Source organism: Delftia sp. WSY_16 (genome assembly GCF_043104415.1).
GTDB classification, from domain to species: Bacteria; Pseudomonadota; Gammaproteobacteria; order Burkholderiales; family Burkholderiaceae_C; genus Comamonas; species Comamonas tsuruhatensis.
Genome location: NZ_JBICKS010000040.1, coordinates 953,356 through 973,731, shown reverse-complemented (window position 1 = coordinate 973,731; position 20,376 = coordinate 953,356). Strand labels below are relative to the sequence as shown.

Sequence of the window (20,376 nt, the reverse complement as noted above, 5' to 3'; positions counted from 1 at the left end):
CGATGCCGTCATCACTGCAATTTCATTGTGCTGCCTGAAAAATCCACGGCGTGTAGGAAATTCGGAAGATTACTTTTGGTAAATCATTGGAATTTGCTATGAATATCATGGAATCCATTTTTGCGGCAAAAATGCATGTATTTTTTATCATGAAATGCCATTTGTAGATTATGCAAAACGGCAATGGTCCGTTTCATTTGGATGTTGAACGTTTTGCAGGCGCCTTGGACGCTGGCTTTCGGGGCTTGGGTGTTGTCCGGGTCGCGGGCGCTTTTGCAGCTTTTGCAGCTTTTGCCGCCGCCCCGGTATTTTTTTCCTTGGCCGCGGAGGCGGAGGCCCCGCTGCCTGCCTTGCCCAGGCTGCTCCTGAGCAGGGCGGTCAGATCCAGCACGGCTGCGTTGGCGGGTGCGGCGGGCGCGTCCTGCTGCCTTTGCACACTTTGCACGTCGCCCGCATGGGCCTTGGCCTGCACCAGCTGGTGGATTTCCTCGCTGAAGGAGTTGCGGAACTGGTCGGCGTCCCAGGCCTGGCTCATGTCCTTGATCAGTGCCAGGGCCATGGTCATTTCGGCGGCCTTGATGCCTGCGGCCCTTGCGTCCAGCGGCGGCAGGTCCAGCTGCTCGAAGGAACGGATCTCGCCGCCCCAGCGCAGCAGGTTCAGCACCAGCGCCCGGCCGCAGGGGATCAGGATGGCCAGGTGCTGCTTGGCCTGTATGACGACCTTGGCCACGCCCACCTTGTTGCTCTTGCGCAGCGCCTCGCGCAGCAGTGCGTAGACCTTCCCGCCCCGGTGCAGGGGGGCGGTGTAGTAGGGCCGCTCCAGGTAGATGAAGGGGATATCGTCGGCATCGACAAAGGCCTCGATCTCTATGGTCTGCGTGGTCTTGGGAAAGGCGGCGGCAATCTCTTCGGCGCTCAGCACCACGTAGCGGCCTTCTTCGAATTCCACGCCCTTGACGATGTCGGCCGAGGCCACCTCCTTGCCCGTGACCTTGTTGATGCGCTTGTAGCCCACGGGCTGCATGTTGCGCTTGTCCAGCCAGTCGAAATCGATGTCCGTGCTGGCCGTGGCCGCATACAGGCCTATCGGGATGTGGACCAGGCCAAAGCTGATGGCCCCCTTCCACAGGCTGCGCGAGGAGACGGCCGGGGCCGTGCGGGGAGATGTGGCTTTCCTGGTCATCGTTGTGCTTTCCTCGTTGGCGGCGCTTCGCGGGCCGGTGCCTCGAAGCCCAGCGCCTTCATGGCGCGGCCCAGGCTGGTGGCCGCCGTGCCGTAGTGCTCCCACGGCGAGTTGCCCAGGCGCAGGCGCTGGTCCACCGAGCGAATGGTCCAGTGCGCGCCGCCCGTGAGCCTGTCGAGCTCGTTCCAGCCCACGGGCACGGAGATGCCCATGCCGGGCCGCGCACGCGCTGTCCACGCGCAGGCCGTGGTGGCGCCAAAGCCGTTGCGCAGGTAGTCCACGAAGATTTTTCCCACGCGGTTGCGTGGCCCGCTCTTGGCCACGAAGCGCTGGGGCACGGTGCTGGCCAGGTGCTGGACCACGGCCTGGGAGAAGGCCTTGACCGTGTCCCAGTCCAGCAGCCGCTTGATCGGCACGACCACATGCAGGCCCTTGCCGCCGCTGGTCTTGAGGAAGGCCGGCAGCTCCAGCTCCTGCAGCAACACATGCAGCAAGGTGGCCGCTTCCTGCACCTGCGTCCAGGGCACGCCCTCGCCGGGGTCCAGGTCGAAGGTCATGCGGTCGGGCCGGTCGATGCGGTCCCGGCGGGCATTCCAGGTGTGCCATTCGATGGTGTTCATCTGCGCGGCCGCCACCAGGCCTTCACGCCGCGCCACCTCCATCAGCGGCGCATGGCCGGGATCGAGTTCGGGCGCCAGGGCGGCAATGCCCTGCAGCGGCGTCTGGTCCATGTGTTTCTGGAAGAACAGCTCGCCCTCGATGCCCTCCGGCGCGCGCACCATGGCCACGGGCCGGGCCTTGAGGTGGGTGATCATGAAGGGGGCCACCGTGGCGTAGTAGCGCGCCAGCTCCATCTTGGTGATGCCGGTGGAGGGGTCGATGACACGCTCGGCATGGGTGATGGCGATCGTGGCGGGCAGGCGCGCCGCCTTGGCCATGCGGGGCGGGGCGGCTTTGTGGCGGGTTGCGGTGCGGGGTGAAGATGCGGTCGATGGCACGTGCTGTGGCTCCTCTTTTGCGATGCGGCGCGCAGGCTTGTCCGTGCGCAGGCCCTGGAATACGGCGTGGCGGATGCGGCCGTCCGCGGTCCATTGCGCGAACGAGACTTCGGCCAGCAGAGTGGGGCGCACCCAGTGCACCTGGCTGCCAAGGCCCCGGGTGTCTGCCAGCGGGGATGAGCCGGTGGCCAGGCCGTCCAGGCGCTGGCGCAGGTCGGCCAGGGTGCGTGCGTTGAAACCCGTGCCGACCTTGCCGGCCGCGTGCAGCTGCCCGTCCTCGCCATGCACGGCGAGGACCAGGGCCCCCAGGCCGGTGCGCGACCCCTGGGGATCGGTATAGCCGGCGATCACGAACTCCTGGCGGTGGCCGCACTTGAGCTTGATCCAGTCCATGCTGCGCCGCGAGACGTAGGCGCTGCCGCGCCGCTTGCCGATCACGCCCTCCAGGCCCAGCCGGCAGGCGGCAGCCATCAGGTCGGCGGGCGGGGCGTCAAAGGCCTGGCTGAACCGAACGCGGTCCGACGGCGCCTTGTGCAGCAGCTCCTGCAACCGCTGGCGGCGCTGTTCCACGGGCTGCTGGCGCAGGTCCTGGCCGTCGTGCCACAGCAGGTCGAAGGCGAAGAAGACCAGCAGGTCGGTGTGCTCGCCGTCGAAGGCGTTCTGCAGGGCCTGGAAGTCGGGGCGTTCGTCGCTGTCCAGCATCAGCACCTCGCCGTCGATCCAGCCTGTTTGCAAGGGCAAGGCCGCCAAGGCGCGGGCCAGGGCAGGCATTCTGGCGGTCCAGTCCTTGCCGTTGCGCGTGACAAGCCGCACGGTACCGCTGTCGATGCGGGCCAGCAGGCGGTAGCCGTCGAACTTGCTCTCGAAGATCCATTGCCCGGCCTCCGTGGGCGGGCGGTCCACCAAGGTCGCCAGCTGGGGGACGATCTCCTGCGGCATGGTCGCGGTGCCGGCGTGCTGCTTTCGTGCTGCCGCTGGCGCTGTTGCTGTTGCTGTTGTTGTTTCTGTCGTTGCCGCTGCTGCAGGTTCCAGGGGAAGGCCGGCCACGCTGTCGGGCATGTCCTCGACCACGCTGAATTCGCCGGCGGCGCGTTCCAGCCCGTCATGCTCCTTGATCAGCAGCCACGCGGGTTTTTTGGCATCGTCCTTGCCGCGCATGCGCACCAGGGTCCAGCGGCCCTGCAGCTTGTGGCCGCGCAGCTCGAACTTGAGCTTGCCCTTGCGAAGGCCCTCGGCGGCGTCGCCTTGTGGCCACCAGGTGCCCCGGTCCCAGATGATGACCTTGCCCGCGCCGTACTGGCCCGGCGGAATCTGGCCTTCGAAGCGGTTGTAGGCCATGGGGTGGTCTTCCACCTGCACGGCCATGCGCTTGTCGGCCGGGTCGTAGCTGGGGCCCTTGGGCACGGCCCAGCTTTTCATGCTGCCGTCCAGCTCCAGCCGGAAGTCGTAGTGCAGATGGCTGGCCCAGTGCTTTTGAATGACGAATTGCAGGACACCCGTGCCGGGCTGCCCTGCAATCGTGTCGCTGGAAGGTTCTGCCGAGGGCTCTGGCGTGCGCGTGAAGTCGCGCTTTTGCCGGTAGGCCGCCAGCGAAGCGGCAGCCTTGTCCTGCCCGCCGGCCGCAGCAGCCCGCCGCGGCTGCTGCGTGACCGGGTGGCTGCGGCGCGGTGCGGGCATGCGGCGCTCCTTCAGAACATCAGTGCAATCAAAATGATGATGGGAATGGGCACGCCCAGAAGAAAAAGCAGTATGGATCGCATGAATGGCCTCCGTTCAATGAATGGTTGGATGGTGTTGACTGCGATGCAAAATCAAATGGCATCGCGTTGGCGGCCACCCCAGGTGGCGCACAGGCTGCCCACAAAGGCTCCCAGCATCAGGGAAACAAACAGCCAGAGCATGGAATGGGCGGTGGCCTTTCGCGTTTCTTCAGCGGCCTGCTTGGCCTTTTGCTTGGCCTCTTCTGCCTTTTGCTCGGCCTGCTTTATCTGCATCTGTACGGAATCAAAGGTGCTTCGCACTTTCTTTTGCGCTTCTTCCACCGGAATATCGGAATTGCGCGCAATCAGCTGGGCCAGATATTGCTCATCGGCCGCAGAAAGCTGGCCGGTGCGCAGCGACTGGGCAAAGATCACGCCGGCCTCCCGCGTGGCGCTGGCCATGTCGGCAGGCGTTGTGCTGCCGGAGGTTGCCGCGGAATTGCGGAACAGGCTGCCGGTCCAGTAGGCCAGGCCCTGGGGCGAGGCATCGGCGCCCGAGGCACCGGCCATGGCTGCGGCACCGCCAGCAGCCGCACCGCCGGCGGCGCCGATCGCGCCGCCCACCACGCTGGAGGCGCTGGTGGCCACGGTCTGCGCCGCCTTGAAGGCGCCGGACACCGCACCACCGGCCGCAGCGCCCATCAGGGCCACCATGGCCAGCGTGGCCAGCGCCCAGGACAGAAAGCCGTGGGCCGTGTCGCGGAAGTAGACCTCGTCCGTATGCACGCCTTGCCAGCGGGTGCGCAGCCGCCCGGCCAGGTACCCGCCCACGCCGGCGGAGGCCAGCTGGGTGAAGGCGATCCAGGCCACGGCCGTCCACCCCAGGGCGCCGGCATCCATGCCTTGGCCGGTCCATACCGAGACAGACGACAGGCCCAGGCCCGTGCCCAGAATGAACAGCAGCAGCGACAGCGAGGCCGCCGCCATGGCGCCCGCGAATATCGCCGCCCATGAAACACCGCTGACGGATGTATTGGCCGCAGGGACCACTGGCGCTGCCAGGGGATCGGAATAGGCAATGGACATGGCTGGATTTCCTGGAGTTGAGTGCCCCATTCTTGCCAGCCGAAATAAATGCCACTGTAGGAGGATTGGAAAAGCAGGACTGGCAAACTCAGACGAAAAACGTCATCCTTTGCCAGATGACGGTTTTCAAGGCAATGCGCGGCCTGGATATGGAAAATGATTCCTGCAACCGGTAAAACTTGCGGAATATTTTCCAGGGCGAATGGCTGGATTGTTTCCGGCAGCACGGCGATATGTTTCTGTCTGCTGCCGGTGTTTTCATTGCTGCATCGGGCCTGCCAGACCCGTACGTTCAGGGCTGGCGCACGTCGGCCACGACCTGCTCGCCAAAATCCGCGCGCTGCAGCCAGCCCAGCACCAGGGTGGCGGCCTGCTCGGGCGTGGACAGCTTGCCGCCCTCCTTGAGCTGGGCGAAGTTGCCTGCGTCGGGAAAGGCTGCGGCATCGGCGCTGCGCAGCTGCACCTGCATGTCGGTGTCGATGACGCCGGGCGCCAGCGAGCAGATGCGCGCGCCGTGGGGCTTGAGCGCCTCGTCCAGCGCCACGCTGCGGCTGAAATGGTCCATGCCGGCCTTGGCCGCGCAGTAAGAGGCCTGCGAGGCAATGGCGCGCCGCCCCAGGCCGGAAGAGATGTTGAGCACCTTGCGCGGCACGGCCGTCCAGCCTTCGGTGGCGGCCAGGAAGGCGGCCGTCAGCAGCATGGGCGCCTCCAGTCCCACGCGCATGGCCTGGGCGATGTCGGCGGGCCGCAGCTGCGACAGCGGCGCGATCTGCGGAATCACGCCCGCGTTGTTGATCAGGGTGACGCTGGCGTAGCGCGTGGCGTCCAGCCCGGCGAGCCATTCGCCCAGCCTGCGGGCCGCTGCCTCGGGCTCGCCCAGGTCCACGCTCCACTGCTGCAGCGGGGCGCCTGCCGTGGCGGCGGCCCGGTTCAGGTCTTCGCTGGTGGAGCGCGACAGCGTGACCAGCTCATGGCCGGCATCGAGCAGTTGCCGGGCCATGGCCAGGCCCATGCCGCGCGAAGCGCCCGTGAGAATCGTCAGGGAAAGGAGAGGCGATGCATTGTTCATGCGGGCGATGGTATCGCTTGTGCCCGTGCTGCCGGTGCTGCCTGCGCGGTCATTGCCCGGGCGGCGACGGGGTCCGAGGGCAGCAGCAGCTCGGCGCTGCGCGCCTGCCGCGTATGCTCCAGCGCCTGCACGATGCGTTCGCAGGCGCGCTCGGCCGCATCGCGCAGGCTGGCGCCCTGCAGCCAGTGGCCGGTGAGCGCGGCGCTGAACAAGTCGCCCGTTCCCTTGGGCACCGCATCCACGCGCGCGTGGGTGATCACATGCACGTCCTCGCGCGTGACCAGCGCCACGCGCATGCGCAGTGCATGCTCGCCGCCCAGCTCGGGCGCCGCGCTGGTCACGGCCACCCACTGCGTGCGGCCGGTCAGCAGGCTGCGCGCGGCCTGGACCACATCGTCCATGCCGTGCACAGGGCGCGCGGTCAGCCGTTCCAGCTCGAAATGGTTGGGTGTCAGCCCGTCGGCCAGGGGCAGCAGGTGGCGCTGGTAGGCCTCGACCATGGCGGGGTCCACATAGATGCCGCTGTCGTGGTCGCCGATCACCGGGTCCACCACCACGCGCAGGCCGGGGCGCTGCTGCAGCAGGCCCGCCACCCAGTCCGCCAGCAGCCCGGCCTGTTCCGGCCCGCCCAGGTAGCCGGCCAGCACGGCCTGCAGTTGCCTGAGCGCGCCGCGCGCGCCCAGGTCCTGCAGATAGCCCGCAAACCACTCGGCGGCAATTGCTCCGCCGTGGATGCTGGGATAGTGCGGCGTATTGCTGAACACCACCGTGGGCACGGCTGCCGCCGCCAGTCCCAGGGCCTGCAGCGTGGGCATGGCCACGTTGTTGCCAACGCGGCCGTAGACGACCTGGGACTGCACGGACACCACGTCGATGGCCAGGGGTTGCAGCATGTCTTGGGGGGCGGGGGCGTTCATGGGCGTGGGGGAGCAATGAGAGGCAGGGACGTGTTTTATAACGCCTGCGCCCAGGCCGCAGACCCCACAATCGGCCGCGCAGGACCAGACCACTGTGCGATCTGCGCGTGAAAAGAAAAAAGCCCGCCAAAGGGCGGGCCCGTGGAGCGACAGGCGCCTGTGCGTTGTCAGGCGCCCAGGTAGGCGCGGCGCACGGCGTCGTTGGTCAGCAGGTTGGCGCCGGTGTCCTCCAGCACCACCTTGCCGGTCTCCAGCACATAGCCGCGGTCGGCGATCTGCAGGGCGCGGTTGGCGTTCTGCTCGACCAGGAAGACCGTGACGCCAGCGGCGCGGATGGTCTGGATGATCTCGAAGATCTGCGCAATGATCAGCGGCGCCAGGCCCAGCGTGGGCTCGTCCAGCAGCAGCAGGCGGGGCTTGCTCATCAGCGCGCGGCCGATGGCCAGCATCTGCTGCTCGCCGCCCGACATGGTGCCGGCGCGCTGGTGGGCGCGCTCGCGCAGGCGCGGGAAGAGGCCGAACACATGTTCGATGCCGGCCTCGATCTGCGGCTTGTCCAGGAAGAATCCGCCCATCTTCAGGTTGTCGGTGACCGTGAGGTCCGAGAAGATGCGCCGCCCTTCTGGCGAGACCGCAATGCCCTTGCGCATGATGTGGTGCGAAGGAAGCTGGGTGATGTCCTCGCCCTCGAACGAGATGCGGCCCGAGCTGGCGCGCGGGTTGCCGCACACCGTCATCAGCAGCGAGGTCTTGCCGGCGCCGTTGGAGCCGATCAGCGAGACGATCTCGCCCTGGTTGACGTGCAGGCTGACGCTGTCGACCGCGCAGATGGCGCCGTAGTGGGTGGAGATGTTCTCCAGTTGCAGCATGGCAGGCATCAGGCTTCTCCCAGATAGGCCTTGATGACCCGTTCATCGTTGCGAATGGCATCCGGCAGGCCCATGGCGATGGGCTTGCCATACTCCATGACCAGGATGCGCTCGGACACGCCCATGACCAGGCCCATGTCGTGCTCGATCAGCAGCACGGCAATGCCGTACTGGCGGCGCAGCTGGTCGATCAGGCCCTGCAGGTCCTTCTTCTCCTGCGGGTTCAGGCCGGCGGCGGGTTCGTCAAGCATGAGCACGCGCGGCTTGGTGATCATGCAGCGCGCGATCTCCAGGCGGCGCTGGTGGCCGTAGGCCAGGTTGCCGGCCTCGCGGTTGACGAACTCGCGCAGGCCCATCACGTCCAGCCAGTGCAGGGCGCTCTCGATCTTTTCCTCTTCGCTGCGGCGGTAGCCCGCCGTGTTGAACAGGCCCGACAGCAGGTTGACGCCGGAGCGGCGGTGCTGTGCCACCAGCAGGTTTTCCAGCACCGTCATGGACTTGAACAGGCGCACGTTCTGGAAGGTGCGCACCACGCCGTGGTTGGCCACGTGGTGGCTGCTGCGCCCCTCGATGGCGCTGCCGTCCAGCGCGATGGAGCCGCTGCTGGGCTGGTAGAAACCGCTGATGCAGTTGAACACCGTGGTCTTGCCGGCGCCGTTGGGGCCGATGATGGCAAACACTTCCTGCGGACGCACGTTGAAGCCCACGTGGTCCACGGCCAGCAGGCCGCCGAAGCGCATGCACAGGTCTTTGACTTCTAGCAAATACTCGCTCATTGCCGGCCCTTGCTGCTATCTGTTGTCCCAAAAATCATGGTGTCGGCATGCCTCATGAGCGCACCTCCACATGGCGACGGCGCATGGGCAGCAGGCCCTGCGGGCGCCAGACCATCATCAGCACCATCACCAGGCCGAAGATCAGCATGCGGTACTCGGAGAACTCGCGCGCCAGCTCGGGCAGCACCGTCAGCAAGATGGCCGCGATGATCACGCCCAGCTGCGAGCCCATGCCGCCCAGCACCACGATGGACAGGATCAGCGCCGACTCGATGAAGGTGAAGGACTCGGGGTTGACGATGCCTTGGCGCGCCGCGAAGAAGGCGCCGCCGAAGCCGGCGAACATGGCGCCCAGCGTGAAGGCCGACAGCTTGATCTTCATGGGGTTCAGGCCCAGCGAGCGGCAGGCGATCTCGTCCTCGCGCAGTGCCTCCCAGGCGCGGCCTATGGGCATGCGCACCAGGCGGTTGGAGATCCACAGCGTGACCACGGCCAGCAGCAGTGCCATCAGGTACAGGAAGATCACCATGTGCAGCGAGCTGAACTCCAGCCCCAGGAACTGGTGGAACGTCGTGCCGCCCTCGGTGGAGGGGGTGCGCGTCATCTCCAGGCCCAGCACCGTCGGCTTGGGGATGCTGGAGATGCCGTCCGGCCCGCCCGTGATGCTGGTCAGGTTGACCAGCAGCAGGCGGATGATCTCGCCAAAGCCCAGGGTCACGATGGCCAGGTAGTCACCGCGCAGCCGCAGCACCGGAAAGCCCAGCACGAAACCGAACATCGCGGCAGCGGCACCGGCCAGCGGCAGCGCTTCCCAGAAGGACCAGCCGGCCCAGTGGAAGAGCAGCGCATAGGTGTAGGCGCCCACGGCGTAGAAGCCCACGAAGCCCAGGTCCAGCAGGCCGGCAAAGCCCACGACGATGTTCAGGCCCAGGCCCAGCATCACGTAGATCATGGCCAGCGTGGCGATGTCCACCGCGTTGCGGCCCGCAAAGAAGGGCCAGGACACGGCGATCAGCAGGGCCGCCAGCATCAGGCCGTTGCGGTGGCTGGGGCGCGCCTGCGGCAGCGAGGGTAGCGAGACCTTGGGCATCTTCGCCGCGATCAGCGGGCGCAGCAGCTGCACCAGGAAGACCAGGGCGCAGGCCCAGGCCACCACCGTCCAGTCGGGGTTGATGATGGTGCGGGTGCCGGCGCGTTCCAGGTGCAGGCCGAAGATGGGCGTGACGACCACGGCCGTCATTACCGTGGCGATCAGGGCGTCGCGCAGGTTCAAAGTGGGTTTGGTTTTCATCAGACCTTCTCCACTTCAGGTTTGCCCAGCAGGCCCGTGGGGCGGAACAGCAGGATCAGCACCAGCAGGCCGAAGGCCACGATGTCCTTGTACTCGGACGAGATGTAGGCTGCCGCAAAGGTTTCGGCCACGCCCAGCAGCACGCCGCCAAGCATGGCGCCGGGGATGGAGCCGATGCCGCCCAGCACCGCGGCCGTGAAGGCCTTGATGCCGGCCAGAAAGCCGATGAACGGGTTGAGCTTGCCCACGGCCAGCGCGATCAGCACCCCGCCCACGGCCGCCAGCATGGCGCCCAGCACGAAGGTGAACGAGATCACGCGGTTGGTGTCGATGCCCAGCAGGCTGGCCATGTGCATGTCCTGGGCGCAGGCGCGCGAGGCGCGGCCCATGCGCGAGTGGCGGATGTACAGCGTCAGCAGCACCATGAGCACGATGGCCACCACGATGATCAGGATGCGCGAGTAGGGCACATAGATCTCGAAGCCGCCTTCGGCACCGAAGCGCAGCGCGCCCGGCAGCAGCGAGGGCACGGCCATGTCGCGCGCACCCTGGCCCAGGGCCACCCAGTTCTGCAAGAAGATGGACATGCCGATGGCCGAGATCAGGGCCACCAGGCGGGGACTGCGGCGCAGCGGCTTGTAGGCCACCTGCTCCACCACCAGGCCATAGACGCCGGTGACGAAGACCGAGACCACCAGCATCAGGCCGATGATGGCCCACACCGGCAGGCCGCTTTGCGTGCCTATGGCCGACAGCGTGACCAGGCCGATGTAGGCCCCGATCATGTAGATGTCGCCGTGGGCGAAGTTGATCATCCCGATGATGCCGTAGACCATCGTGTAGCCGATGGCGATCAGGGCATAGATGGCGCCCAGGGACAGTCCGTTGAACAGCTGCTGTATCAGCTGAGGTAAGAGTTCTGACATGGTGTAATGCCGCCCCAAAACAGGAAAAGGCCTAAAAGGCCAGGATGCAGACGACCGGGACACGCCGAATGCGTGCCCCGGTCAGTCAGACGGAGGGGGATTACTTGGCAGCGACCGACTTGCTGCCGTCCTTGTGCCATTCGAACACCTGGAAGTCGAAGGACTTCAGGTCGCCCTGCTTGTTCCAGCCCACCGAGCCCAGAACGGTCTCGAAGTTGGACTTGTGCAGGTGGTCAGCCACCTTGGCGGGGCTGTCGCCCACGGCCTTGATGCTGTCCAGCAGCACTTGCGTGGCGGCAAATGCGGTCAGCTGGAAGGCACCCGAAGGATTGCGCTTCTTGTCCTTGAAGGCCTTGACCACGGCGGCGTTCTTGGGGTTGGCCGAGAAGTCTGCGGGCAGGGTCACCAGCATGCCTTCGACGGCGTTGCCGGCGATGGCGTTGACTTCGGGGTTGCCCACGCCTTCGGGGCCCATCATGCGGACCTTCAGGCCCTGCTCGGAAGCCTGGCGCAGCAGCAGGCCCATTTCGGGGTGGTAGCCGCCGTAGTAGATGAAGTCCACGCCGGCGCTCTTGAGCTTGGTGATGACGGCGGAGTAGTCGCTGTCGCCGGCGTTGATGCCTTCGAACAGGGCCACTTCCACGCCGGCCTTCTTCAGGTCGTCGCGCACGGAGGATGCAATGCCCTGGCCATACGACTGCTTGTCGTGCAGCACGGCAACCTTCTTGGGCTTGGCCTTTTCCAGGATGAACTTGGCGGCGGCCGGGCCCTGCTGGTCATCGCGGCCGATGGTGCGGAAGATGAAGTGGTAGTTCTTGCCGTCGGTCAGGGCGGGGGACGTCGCCGAGGGGGTCACCACGACCACGCCTTCGTTGTTGTAGATCGGGGCTGCGGCAATCGATGCGCCCGAGCAGACGGGGCCGATCACGTAGCCGATCTTGGCGTTGACCACGCGGTTGGCGGCCACGGGACCCTGCTTGGGTTCGCAGGCGTCATCGACGGACACCAGCTCGATCTTCTTGCCGTTGACGCCGCCGGCCGCATTGGCCATTTCCACGGCGGTGTTCACGCCTTCCTTGACCATGTCGCCGTACTGCGTCAGCGGGCCGGTGGTGGGAACCACCATGGCGATCTTGATTTGCGCATGCGCTGTGGAGAACAGGGCGGCGCCAGCCAAACCCAGGGCGGCGACGACGGTGTGCATGCGGAACGGAATGCTCATGAGTACTTCCTTCAACTTTGGGTAAAGCGTTCTGAAAAACGCGGTGGCTCCTGTAGGGGCTAGCCGCGCAAAGAAGCACAGGTTAATCGCCTGGTTACCAATGGCAACAGGGTATCCCGGGGCTGGCGCGGCAACAGGCTTTTCGCTAAGGCTCCCATCGCGGCCTGCGCCGTCGGGCGGGGGCTGTTTTGGCCGAAGAAAACGGCTGATGCCGACGATGCACCCTGACGGTGCTTCATGAAGTCAATATGACCAACTGCAAGAAGGGGAAACACGTACGCTGAATGTTGCATTGCAGCAACGTACGCGGTGGCGATGATTTGCGTGTTCCTGCGATGGATCAGAACGGCGCGGCGGATTCGAAACGCAGCGTCTCGCCAGACAGGGGATGCGCCAGCTCCAGCAGCTGCGCATGCAGCAGCAGGCGCGGCGACAGCGCCTGCACGGCGGCATCGGCATAGAGCGCATCGCCCAGGATGGGATGGCCCAGCGCGGCCATGTGCACGCGCAGCTGGTGGGTGCGTCCCGTCACGGGCTGCAGCTGCACCCGCGTGGTGATTGCATCCCGGACTTCGGTGGCTTGCGCGCCTGGCAGGGCGCGCCACAGGGTCTGGCTGGGCTTGCCCTGCACGGCATCGATGATGCGCAGCGGGCGCCGCTCCCAGTCGGCTGCAATCGGCAGGTCGATGCTCTGCCATGCGCCGGCTTGCCGCGCGGCGGGGCTGCCTGCCACCACGGCCACATAGCGCTTGTGCACGCGGCGCTGCGCAAAGGCCTCGCTCAGCAGGCGCTGGCTGGCCAGGCTGCGCGCCATGATCACCAGGCCCGAGGTGGCCTGGTCCAGCCGGTGCACGACCAGCGCATCGGGCCAGCGCTGCAGGGCGCGGGCGCTCAGGCAGTCCTGCTTGTCTGGGCCGCGCCCGGGCACGCACAGCAGGCCGCTGGGCTTGTCCAGCACCAGCAGTTCGGCATCCTCGTGCAGGCAGATGACGCCTGCGCCGTCACCTGCACTGGCGCCGCCATCGCGTTGCTCAGGGTTCAAGCCGTTCCCCGCTCATTCAGCAGCCTGTGCACCGTGGCGCACAGCTCTTCCACGTCGTTGGGCTTGTGGACCAGGGCCCTGGCGCCTGCAGCCAATGCGGCCTGCTCGATCTCGGTGGTGATGTAGCCCGAGGCCAGCGCGATGGGCAGCTGCGGCTGGATGGACAGGGCCTCGTGCACCAGGTCGATGCCGCTGTAGCCGGGCATGTTGTAGTCGGTGACCAGCAGGTCGCAGTCCTGGGGCGCGGCGCGCAGCGCCTCGATGGCCTCGTGCGGATCGGTGAAGCCGCTGACCTGGTAGCCGCGCCGGCGCAGCAGGCGCTGCACCAGAAAGACCAGGGCCTGGTCATCGTCCACGTACATCACATGCTGCTGCGCGGCCTGCGGGTCGGGCAGCAGGGCGAACTGCGGGCCGGTCGGGGTTTCCGCGGCCGCCAGGGGCTCGGGTGCGCTGGGCAGCGCCTGGGCGGCGAGGGGCTCGGCCGGTGCAGAGTCGGCCGGCGTCAGGGGGTCGGCCGGAGGAAAGTACAGCGTGAAGCGGCTGCCCTGGCCGGGGATGCTGTACACGTCCACGGCGCCGCCGTGGTTGCGCATGACACCGTGCACCACGGGCAGGCCCAGGCCCGTTCCCTGGCCCACGGGCTTGGTGGTGAAGAAGGGCTCGAAGATGCGCTGCAGCGTGCGTGCGTCCATGCCGGGGCCGTTGTCCTGCACCGACAGCGCCACATAGCTGACGGGCGGCAGGCCCAGGCGCTCGCACAGGCGCTGGTCCGGGCGCACCAGGTCGGCATCCATCTGGATCAGGCCGCGCCGCTCGCCCAGGGCGTGCATGGCATTGGTGCACAGGTTGAACAGGGCCTGCTCCACCTGCATGGCGTCGGCCAGCATGGGCGGCATCTGCGGCGGCACGTGCACCTGCAGCTCCACGGCGGGCGGCAGGGTCACGCGCAGCAGCCGCGCCGTGTCGCCCATGACCTCGCGCGCCTGCACGGGCTTGCGCTGCGGCGGTTCATTGCGGCTGAACGTCAGGATCTGGCGCACCAGGTCGCGCGCGCGGCGGCCGGCCTTTTCGATCTCCTGCAGGCTTTCGATGGCTGCGGCATTGCCGCCGCAGTCGGCCTTGGCCAGCTCCACATTGCCCAGGATGGCGCCCACGATGTTGTTGAAGTCGTGGGCAATGCCGCCTGCCATGGTGCCCAGGGCCTGCATCTTGTGCGATTCGCGCAGCTGGTCTTCCAGCTCGTTGCGCTGTGCCTCGGCCTTCTTGCGGCTGGTGAGGTCGCGCGCGAACACGGTGGTGGTCTCGCCGCCGCTGTGGTGCTCGAAGGAGACGCTGACCTCGACCGGGATTTCGCGGCCGCTGGCCGTGCGTGCCGTCATCTCGCCCAGCACGGCCTGCGTGGTCAGTGGCGCAAAGGACAGGGCCTGGGCCGCATCGGGCAGGAAACGCTCCAGCGGACTGCCCAGCGCGTCGTGCGGCGGACACAGAAACAGGGCGGCAGCCGTGGGATTGAAGACGGTGATGCGCTGCTCGTGGTCCAGGCAGATGATGGCGTCCAGGGCCGAGTTGATGACCGATTCGAGCCGCCGCTCGCTCAGGAACAGCTGGTGGTTGCGCTGCTGCAGCGCCAGGCGCTCGGCCAGCAGCGGACCCTGGTCGACCACGGCGCACAGGTACTGCGCAATGGGCGGGCCGCTTTGCTGCGGAATGGCGATGCAGGCCACATGCAGGTCGGCGCGCAGCTGGTGCTGCTCGGTGATGTCGAAGCAGACCTCGTGGGCCTCGGTGCGGCCCAGCTCGCGTGCCGCAACGAAGGTCTCGCGCACGCGCTCGGCGTCGTCAGGGTGCACGAAGGGCGCGAAATTGACCAGCAGCCGGTCATGCTCGGTGGGCTGGAAGGCGCTGTGCGCCATGGCGTTGGCCTGCACCACCATGTCGTGCTCGTCCACCACCAGCAGGGGCAGGGGAATGCTGGCAAACAGGGCTTCGAAGCGCTCGGAGGCGCTTTCGGCCACGGCCTGGCTGTAGTCCAGCACGCGGTTCTGGATCTCCAGCTCGCGCTGGTAGTTGCGCAGCTCGGCGACCAGGGCCTGCAGCGGATCGTCTTCGGGCTGGAAGGAGGGGAAACGTTCGACGGGGGGCAGGTCGGCGCCGGGCGCCAGCAAGGCATGCAGGGGCAGGTGCTCGTCGTCGCGAGGCTGGTCGGAAGGGTCTTGGCTGCTCATCGCGTGCTGGCGCTGGGGAAAGCGGCATCTGCCGCACAAATCCTGGTCGCCCGCGCCTGGCGTCCGGCAGATGGACCGGGGCCCGGCGCGGGCAGGGCCGCAGTGTACGCGCGCCGGCCGGGGCGCCACAAGCGCCCCTTTGGGTGGCAGGTGCTTCAGCTCAGGTAAGCGTCGACCGGGATGCAGCTGCAGTAGAGGTTGCGGTCGCCGTAGACGTTGTCCACCCGGCCCACGGGACACCAGTACTTGGACTGGCGCAGGGCAGCCACGGGGTAGGCGGCGGCCTCGCGGCTGTACGGGTGGGTCCATTCCGAAGCCAGCAGGGTCTCGGCCGTGTGCGGCGCGTTCTTGAGCGGGTTGTCGTCCTGGGGCAGGCGGCCCTGCTCGATGGCGCGGATTTCCTCGCGGATGGCGATCATGGCGTCCACGAAGCGGTCCAGCTCGTACAGGCTTTCGCTTTCGGTGGGCTCCACCATCAGCGTGTTGGGCACGGGGAAGGACAGCGTGGGCGCATGGAAGCCGTAGTCGATCAGGCGCTTGGCCACGTCCTCGGCCATGACGCCCGTGCTTTCCTTGAACGGGCGCAGGTCCAGGATGCACTCGTGCGCCACATGGCCGTGCTCGCCCGCGTACAGCGTGGGGTAGTGGTCGCGCAGCCGGGCGCTGATGTAGTTGGCGCTGAGGATGGCGGTCTCGGTGGCCAGGGTCAGGCCCTGGGCGCCCATCATGCGGATGTACATCCAGCTGATGGGCAGCACGGCCGCATTGCCCAGCGGCGCGGCACTGATCGCGCCCGTGCCGCCCGCAAGGCCCGTGGTGGCATGGCCGGGCAGGAAGGGCACGAGATCCTCGACCACGCAGACGGGGCCCACGCCCGGGCCGCCGCCGCCGTGCGGGATGCAGAAGGTCTTGTGCAGGTTCAGGTGGCTGACATCGCCGCCGAAGCTGCCCGGCGCGGCCAGGCCCACCAGGGCGTTCATGTTGGCGCCGTCCACGTAGACGCGGCCGCCGTGGTCATGCACCAGCTTGCACAGCTCCTTGACCTGGGTCTCGAACACGCCGTGCGTGCTGGGGTAGGTGATCATGATGCAGGCCAGGTTGGCACTGTGCTGCTCACACTTGGCCGCCAGGTCCGCCATGTCGACGTTGCCGTTGGCGTCGCAGGCGGTGACCACCACCTGCATGCCCACCATCTGCGCGCTGGCGGGGTTGGTGCCGTGGGCGCTGCTGGGAATCAGGCAGACGTTGCGGTGCGACTGGCGCCGGCTCGCATGCCAGCCCTTGATGGCCAGCAGGCCCGCGTACTCGCCCTGGCTGCCGGCATTGGGCTGCAGGCTGATGCCGGCGTAGCCCGTGGCCTGGCACAGCCAGTCGCGCAGCTGCTTGTCCAGTTCCGCATAGCCCTGCTGCTGGTCGGCCGGGGCAAAGGGGTGCACCTGGGCGAATTCGGGCCAGGTGATGGGAATCATCTCGCTGGTGGCGTTGAGCTTCATGGTGCAGGAGCCCAGCGGGATCATGCTGCGGTCCAGCGCCAGGTCCTTGTCCGACAGCTGGCGGATGTAGCGCAGCATGGCGGTCTCGGAGCGGTGGGTGTTGAACACCGGGTGCGTGAGGAAGGCGCTGCTGCGGCGCAGGCCGTCGGGAATCAGCGGCTCCGCGCCCTTTTCGAAGGCGGTGAAGCTGGGCAGGGCCTGGCCGTCCCGGGCGAAGATCTTCCACAGCAGCTCGACATCGGCGCGCGTGGTGGTCTCGTCCAGCGAGATGCACAGGTATTCCTTGAAGTACACGCGCAGGTTGGCGCCCAGGGACACGGCACGCTCCACGATGGCCTGGGTGGCCGCGCCCGTGTGCAGGCTCAGCGTGTCGAAGCTGGGCACCTCGCGCAGCGGCGCGCCCAGCTCGGCCAGGCCGCGCGCCAGGATGGCCGTGTACGAGGCCACGCGGCGGGCGATGCGCTCCAGGCCCTCGGGGCCGTGATAGACGGCGTACATGCTGGCCACCACGGCGGGCAGCACCTGGGCCGTGCAAATGTTGGAGGTGGCCTTTTCGCGGCGGATGTGCTGCTCGCGCGTCTGCAGTGCCAGGCGGTAGGCGGGCTTGCCGTGCACGTCCACGCTCACGCCGACCAGGCGGCCGGGCAGGGAGCGCTTGAACTCGTCGCGGCAGGCCATGAAGGCGGCGTGCGGGCCGCCGGCGCCCATGGGCATGCCAAAGCGCTGGGTGGTGCCCACCACGATGTCGGCACCCCATTCGCCGGGCGGCGTGATCAGGGTCAGCGCCAGCAGGTCGGTGGCCACGATGAAGGCGGCCTGCTTTGCATGGGCCTTGTCCACGTCGGCGCGCAGATCGTCGATGCGGCCGCTGGTGGCAGGGTACTGGGCCAGCACGGCGAAGTAGTCGCCCTCCATCAGCTGGTTCCATTCCTCCAGCGAGTTGGCCAGCAGCACCTCGATGCCCAGCGGCGCAGCGCGCGTCTGGATGACTTCGATGGTCTGGGGGTGGGCATCGCCGGCCACCACGAAACGGTTGCTCTTGCTTTTGACGGAGCGCTTGGCCAGCGTCATGGCCTCGGCGGCCGCCGTGGCCTCGTCCAGCATGGAGGCGTTGGCAATCGGCATGGCCGTCAGGTCGCAGACCATGGTCTGGAAGTTGACCAGGGCCTCCATGCGGCCTTGCGAGATCTCGGCCTGGTAGGGCGTGTAGGCCGTGTACCAGGCGGGGTTCTCCAGAATGTTGCGCAGGATGACGCCGGGCGTGTGCGTGCCGTAGTAGCCCTGGCCGATGAAGCTTTTGAGCAGCTGGTTGCGGCCTGCCAGCGCCTTGAGTTCGGCCAGCGCCTGGGCCTCGGTGGCCGCTGGCGGCAGCGCCATGGGCTGGTGGCGCCGGATGGAGGGCGGGACGATGGCGTCGATCAGCGCATCGCGCGATGCCGCGCCGATGGCGCTGAGCATGTGGGCCTCGTCTTCGGGCGCGATGCCGATATGGCGGGCCACGAATTCGGTGGCGTTCTCGAGGGCGGCAAGGGGCTGGGTGGAGGACATCAGCATGGAGGGACCTGTCTCAAAAGCTGAAAAGCGCCAGGGCGGGCCCTGGCGCCCGTCCTGGCCGGAAAGTGGCGTCAGTTGCTCTGGGCAAAGGCCGTGTAGGCGGCTTCGTCGAGCAGCGCGGCCAGCTGGCCTGCGTCGCTGAGCTTGACCTTGAAGAACCAGCCTTCGCCCAGCGGGTCGCTGTTGGCCAGGGAGGGGTCGTCGCGCAGGGCCTCGTTGACTTCGACGATCTCGCCGCTGACGGGCATGTAGACATCGGCGGCGGCCTTGACGGACTCGACCACGCCGGCCACATCGCCCTGGTTGAAGCTGGTGCCCACGGCGGGCAGGTCGACGAACACCACGTCGCCCAGCGCGTCCTGCGCGTGGAGGGTGATGCCGACGATGGCCGCGTCAGGGTTGGCGGCGTTGATCCACTCGTGGTCCTTGGAATACTGGATGCTCATGGCTTGCTCCGATAGAAACTGAAAAGAAACCTGTGAAAGGCGGTTTGAGAAAGGTCAGTGCGCACTGTAGCGGCATGCGATGGCAGGAAAAACGAATCCGCCGAACTCGATCCACGCCAAGCGCGCAGGCTGTCCTCAACCGCGGTGATAGCGGGGCGCCACGAAGGGCGTGGCCTGCACCTGCATGGGCACGGCCTTGCCGCGCACCATGGCCTGCAGCGTGGTGCCGATGGCGGCGCTGCCCGGCTCCACATAGGCCAGTGCCACGGGCTGGTTCAGCGTGGGCGACAGCAGGCCGCTGGTGACCTGGCCGACCTTGCGGCCGCCGGCATCCAGCAGTTCCGTGCCTTCGCGCACGGGCACGCGCTCCAGGGCCACCAGGCCCACGCGCTTGCGCGTGAGCAGCTCGGGCGATTGCAGCTGGGCCAGCACGGTGGCCGCGCCGGGAAAGCCGCCTTCGCGCTCGCCACCTGCGCGGCGGACCTTCTGCACGGCCCAGTTCAGGGCGGCCTCGGCCGGGGTGGTGGTCGTGTCCAGATCGTTGCCGTACAGGCACAGGCCGGCTTCCAGGCGCAGCGAATTGCGCGCGCCCAGGCCCACGGGCCTGACTTCGGGCTGGGCCAGCAGGGCACGGGCAAAGGCCTCGGCGTGGCTGGCGGGCAAGGAGATCTCGAAGCCGTCCTCGCCGGTATAGCCGCTGCGCGTGATGTACAGCTCGGCCCCCTCCCAGTCGAAGTGGCCGCCTGTCATGAACACCAGGCCGGCCGTGTCGGGCAGCAGGCGCTCCATGGCGGCTGCGGCCTGCGGGCCCTGCAGCGCCAGCAGGCCCCGGTCGAACTGGGGCTCGATTTCACAGCGCTGGCCGATGCGGGCCTGGATGTGCGCCAGGTCTTCGTGCTTGCAGGCGCCGTTGACGATCAGGAACAGGTCGTCCTCGCGGCGCACGAACATCAGGTCGTCCAGAATGCCGCCCGCCTCATTGAGCAGCAGGCCGTAGCGCTGGCGGTGTTCGCCCAGGCCCAGCACGTCCATGGGCATCAGCGACTCCAGCGCGGCCCCGGCGTCGGCACCGCGCAGGCTGATCTGGCCCATGTGCGAGACATCGAACAGGCCTGCCGCCTCGCGGGTGTGCAGGTGCTCGGCCATCAGCCCCTGCGGGTATTGCACGGGCATGGAGTAGCCGGCAAACGGCACCATGCGCGCGCCCAGTTCCTGGTGCAGGTCGAACAGCGGGGTCCTGAGCAGATCGGTGGTGGAGGCAGCGGACAAGGAGGGCTCTCTTTCAGGCAAGGAACAAGGCATAACGCCATCCCGGTCCTCCGGGATGTGCTGCCCTGCTGTCCGCTTTACCTGAGAGATTCACCCGCACCTTCCATGCGTGGGGCTTGCTCCTTCGGTGGATGGGGCACACCGCCGTGCCCTGCATCTCTCTCCAGCTAGGAACGCCTGCGGCCGTGGCGGCAGGCGGTGCCAGTCCTTTTGCCTGAGCGTTCGGGGCGAACCCTGCGCCTTCGGCGGTGCCGCTGCCTGCGACCGTTGCGGCCGGGCGGGCACTCTCTCCTGACCGGCGCATTCTAGC

At 67.4% G+C, this 20,376-nt stretch carries 15 protein-coding genes and 2 riboswitches; all 15 genes read right to left on the bottom strand.

Features of this window, described 5'->3' with window-relative positions:
* Positions 1–193 precede the first annotated feature (193 nt).
* Positions 194–1,183: a Ku protein gene (locus ACF8O7_RS24115; protein WP_392444439.1), complete on the bottom strand. Its 990-nt coding sequence runs from the start codon at positions 1,181–1,183 to the stop codon at positions 194–196.
* Positions 1,180–3,858 (bottom strand): DNA ligase D, encoded by a 2,679-nt coding sequence (gene ligD, locus ACF8O7_RS24110; protein WP_392444437.1) that lies wholly within the window; start codon positions 3,856–3,858, stop codon positions 1,180–1,182. The genes ACF8O7_RS24115 and ligD overlap by 4 nt, the downstream gene beginning before the upstream one ends.
* Before the next feature lie 134 nt (positions 3,859–3,992).
* On the bottom strand, positions 3,993–4,967 hold the full coding sequence (locus ACF8O7_RS24105) for a hypothetical protein (RefSeq protein WP_016451500.1): 975 nt from the start codon (positions 4,965–4,967) through the stop codon (positions 3,993–3,995).
* Positions 4,968–5,259: 292 nt separating this feature from the next.
* Positions 5,260–6,036 (bottom strand): SDR family NAD(P)-dependent oxidoreductase, encoded by a 777-nt coding sequence (locus ACF8O7_RS24100; RefSeq protein ID WP_046240202.1) that lies wholly within the window; start codon positions 6,034–6,036, stop codon positions 5,260–5,262.
* A complete protein-coding gene (pdxK, locus tag ACF8O7_RS24095) occupies positions 6,033–6,953 on the bottom strand; it encodes a pyridoxine/pyridoxal/pyridoxamine kinase (protein ID WP_046240203.1) in 921 nt (306 codons plus the stop codon). The genes ACF8O7_RS24100 and pdxK overlap by 4 nt, the downstream gene beginning before the upstream one ends.
* Before the next feature lie 167 nt (positions 6,954–7,120).
* Positions 7,121–7,822, bottom strand: a complete 702-nt coding sequence (locus tag ACF8O7_RS24090; protein WP_026062223.1) for an ABC transporter ATP-binding protein — start codon at positions 7,820–7,822, stop codon at positions 7,121–7,123.
* 8 nt (positions 7,823–7,830) lie between these two features.
* Positions 7,831–8,598 carry a high-affinity branched-chain amino acid ABC transporter ATP-binding protein LivG gene (livG, locus tag ACF8O7_RS24085; RefSeq protein ID WP_016446336.1) on the bottom strand — a complete coding sequence of 256 codons (768 nt, stop codon included), beginning with the start codon at positions 8,596–8,598 and terminating at the stop codon, positions 7,831–7,833.
* A 52-nt stretch (positions 8,599–8,650) separates the two neighbouring features.
* The gene (locus ACF8O7_RS24080) at positions 8,651–9,889 is read right to left on the bottom strand and encodes a high-affinity branched-chain amino acid ABC transporter permease LivM (RefSeq protein WP_016451503.1); all 1,239 of its coding nucleotides are present in this window, start codon (positions 9,887–9,889) and stop codon (positions 8,651–8,653) included.
* Complete coding sequence (gene livH, locus ACF8O7_RS24075) at positions 9,889–10,815, bottom strand: high-affinity branched-chain amino acid ABC transporter permease LivH (RefSeq protein WP_016446334.1); 927 nt, start codon at positions 10,813–10,815, stop codon at positions 9,889–9,891. The genes ACF8O7_RS24080 and livH overlap by 1 nt, the downstream gene beginning before the upstream one ends.
* 100 nt (positions 10,816–10,915) lie before the next feature.
* Entirely contained in the window at positions 10,916–12,037 is a 1,122-nt protein-coding gene (locus tag ACF8O7_RS24070; RefSeq protein ID WP_016446333.1) for a branched-chain amino acid ABC transporter substrate-binding protein, read from the bottom strand.
* A 340-nt stretch (positions 12,038–12,377) separates the two neighbouring features.
* A complete protein-coding gene (locus tag ACF8O7_RS24065) occupies positions 12,378–13,079 on the bottom strand; it encodes an RluA family pseudouridine synthase (RefSeq protein WP_203400793.1) in 702 nt (233 codons plus the stop codon).
* A complete protein-coding gene (locus ACF8O7_RS24060; protein WP_017404836.1) occupies positions 13,076–15,304 on the bottom strand; it encodes a PAS domain-containing sensor histidine kinase in 2,229 nt (742 codons plus the stop codon). The genes ACF8O7_RS24065 and ACF8O7_RS24060 overlap by 4 nt, the downstream gene beginning before the upstream one ends.
* A gap of 155 nt (positions 15,305–15,459) precedes the next feature.
* Positions 15,460–18,351: an aminomethyl-transferring glycine dehydrogenase gene (gene gcvP, locus ACF8O7_RS24055; protein WP_392444434.1), complete on the bottom strand. Its 2,892-nt coding sequence runs from the start codon at positions 18,349–18,351 to the stop codon at positions 15,460–15,462.
* Positions 18,352–18,422: 71 nt separating this feature from the next.
* Positions 18,423–18,797, bottom strand: coding sequence for a glycine cleavage system protein GcvH (gene gcvH / locus ACF8O7_RS24050; protein WP_012206130.1), 375 nt, complete (start codon positions 18,795–18,797; stop codon positions 18,423–18,425).
* 135 nt (positions 18,798–18,932) lie between these two features.
* Positions 18,933–20,099 (bottom strand): glycine cleavage system aminomethyltransferase GcvT, encoded by a 1,167-nt coding sequence (gcvT, locus tag ACF8O7_RS24045; RefSeq protein WP_392444432.1) that lies wholly within the window; start codon positions 20,097–20,099, stop codon positions 18,933–18,935.
* Positions 20,100–20,124: 25 nt separating this feature from the next.
* Positions 20,125–20,243: riboswitch (glycine riboswitch) on the bottom strand.
* Between the two features lie 15 nt (positions 20,244–20,258).
* Positions 20,259–20,370: riboswitch (glycine riboswitch) on the bottom strand.
* Positions 20,371–20,376: the final 6 nt, after the last annotated feature.

Bases quoted from the DNA above. Each gene is read 5' to 3' on its own strand.
- ACF8O7_RS24115 (WP_392444439.1), bottom strand. From the start codon at position 1,183: ATGACCAGGAAAGCCACATCTCCCCGCACGGCCCCGGCCGTCTCCTCG.
- ligD (WP_392444437.1), bottom strand. From the start codon at position 3,858: ATGCCCGCACCGCGCCGCAGCCACCCGGTCACGCAGCAGCCGCGGCGG.
- ACF8O7_RS24105 (WP_016451500.1), bottom strand. From the start codon at position 4,967: ATGTCCATTGCCTATTCCGATCCCCTGGCAGCGCCAGTGGTCCCTGCG.
- ACF8O7_RS24100 (WP_046240202.1), bottom strand. From the start codon at position 6,036: ATGAACAATGCATCGCCTCTCCTTTCCCTGACGATTCTCACGGGCGCT.
- pdxK (WP_046240203.1), bottom strand. From the start codon at position 6,953: ATGAACGCCCCCGCCCCCCAAGACATGCTGCAACCCCTGGCCATCGAC.
- ACF8O7_RS24090 (WP_026062223.1), bottom strand. From the start codon at position 7,822: ATGCTGCAACTGGAGAACATCTCCACCCACTACGGCGCCATCTGCGCG.
- livG (WP_016446336.1), bottom strand. From the start codon at position 8,598: ATGAGCGAGTATTTGCTAGAAGTCAAAGACCTGTGCATGCGCTTCGGC.
- ACF8O7_RS24080 (WP_016451503.1), bottom strand. From the start codon at position 9,889: ATGAAAACCAAACCCACTTTGAACCTGCGCGACGCCCTGATCGCCACG.
- livH (WP_016446334.1), bottom strand. From the start codon at position 10,815: ATGTCAGAACTCTTACCTCAGCTGATACAGCAGCTGTTCAACGGACTG.
- ACF8O7_RS24070 (WP_016446333.1), bottom strand. From the start codon at position 12,037: ATGAGCATTCCGTTCCGCATGCACACCGTCGTCGCCGCCCTGGGTTTG.
- ACF8O7_RS24060 (WP_017404836.1), bottom strand. From the start codon at position 15,304: ATGAGCAGCCAAGACCCTTCCGACCAGCCTCGCGACGACGAGCACCTG.
- gcvP (WP_392444434.1), bottom strand. From the start codon at position 18,351: ATGCTGATGTCCTCCACCCAGCCCCTTGCCGCCCTCGAGAACGCCACC.
- gcvH (WP_012206130.1), bottom strand. From the start codon at position 18,797: ATGAGCATCCAGTATTCCAAGGACCACGAGTGGATCAACGCCGCCAAC.
- gcvT (WP_392444432.1), bottom strand. From the start codon at position 20,099: ATGCCTTGTTCCTTGCCTGAAAGAGAGCCCTCCTTGTCCGCTGCCTCC.